The 996-nt window shown below is 47.7% G+C and carries 1 protein-coding gene; it reads right to left on the reverse strand.

The window, feature by feature from the left end; all coding sequences use genetic code 11:
• Positions 1 to 199 precede the first annotated feature (199 nt).
• Positions 200 to 996: choice-of-anchor Q domain-containing protein (locus JUI58_RS01095; RefSeq protein ID WP_204101897.1), on the reverse strand; the 797-nt coding region annotated here is incomplete at its 5' end.

The raw sequence follows: 996 nt of genomic DNA on the forward strand, positions 1-996 counted from the left end.
CGAGACGCTAAAATCTAGGGAGCGAGACGCTAAAATCTAGGGAGCGAGACGCTAAAATCTAGGGAGCGAGACGCTAAAATCTAGGGAGCGAGACGCTCCCACTACAGTTGGGTTTAGGGGGTAGGGGTGCAATGCTTGCACCCTGAAGTTATGACCTATTATTAGGATTTTGCGGATTATCCATGAACGAGAATCTAATTTATTCTTCGCCACCTCCTCCACTATCATCGCCGATAGGACGACAAGCGCGATCGCTGCCAGGGGAAGAATCTTCATTTTCTTCTCCCGCTACGATTTCCTCATCTTCCCCCTCTTCAGAGGTATTGTTTTCCTGTTCTTCCTTGTCTTGTTGAGTTAATTTATCTTCGGGAGTAGACAGGCAACCCCGTGCAAAAAGGATGTCTTCTTCTCGGATTTCTAGAGAATCAAACTCTTGTTCTATCTCCGAGAGGAAACTAAAGACATTATTGGTAATACTAAAGGTCAAGGTGTCCAAACTTGTCACTCCTGCCAAAATCTGGAAGTCTCCCGTTGCCCTCAGTACCTCAAAGAAATTCAGGGCAATACCGTTAGCATCGGTGATGACGCTTGTACCATTGGAAAAGGAACCCGTTACATCTCCAATGGTACTAAAATTAATGGTTGCGCCGACACCAAGAGCAAGATTAAATACTTTTTCTACAACTTTGACGCTGACATCAAGGGTACTCGGTAAGCTGCTAATGGTGATGTTTTGGTTGCCAATGGGAGTAATTTCACTACCTTGCCATTCAAAGGCTCCCATATCTACCGTACCATCAACGATACGCGCACCGGGTGCGCCTCGTTGGTCGGTGCTTAAACCTGCGGCTAAGGCGTTACTGCCAGCATTGAGGGCGGGACTAGAGAGAGAGAGGGCATGAGTTTGGGTGACACCCCCGTAGTTTCCCAGAGGGAGCAACAGAGGGTCAACGTTGATGAGGTTGTTGGTAGAAGTGGTAATGGTTGCCCCTGTGG

This window comes from Spirulina sp. CCY15215 (assembly GCF_016888125.1).
In the GTDB taxonomy this organism is placed as follows: domain Bacteria; phylum Cyanobacteriota; class Cyanobacteriia; order Cyanobacteriales; family Spirulinaceae; genus CCY15215.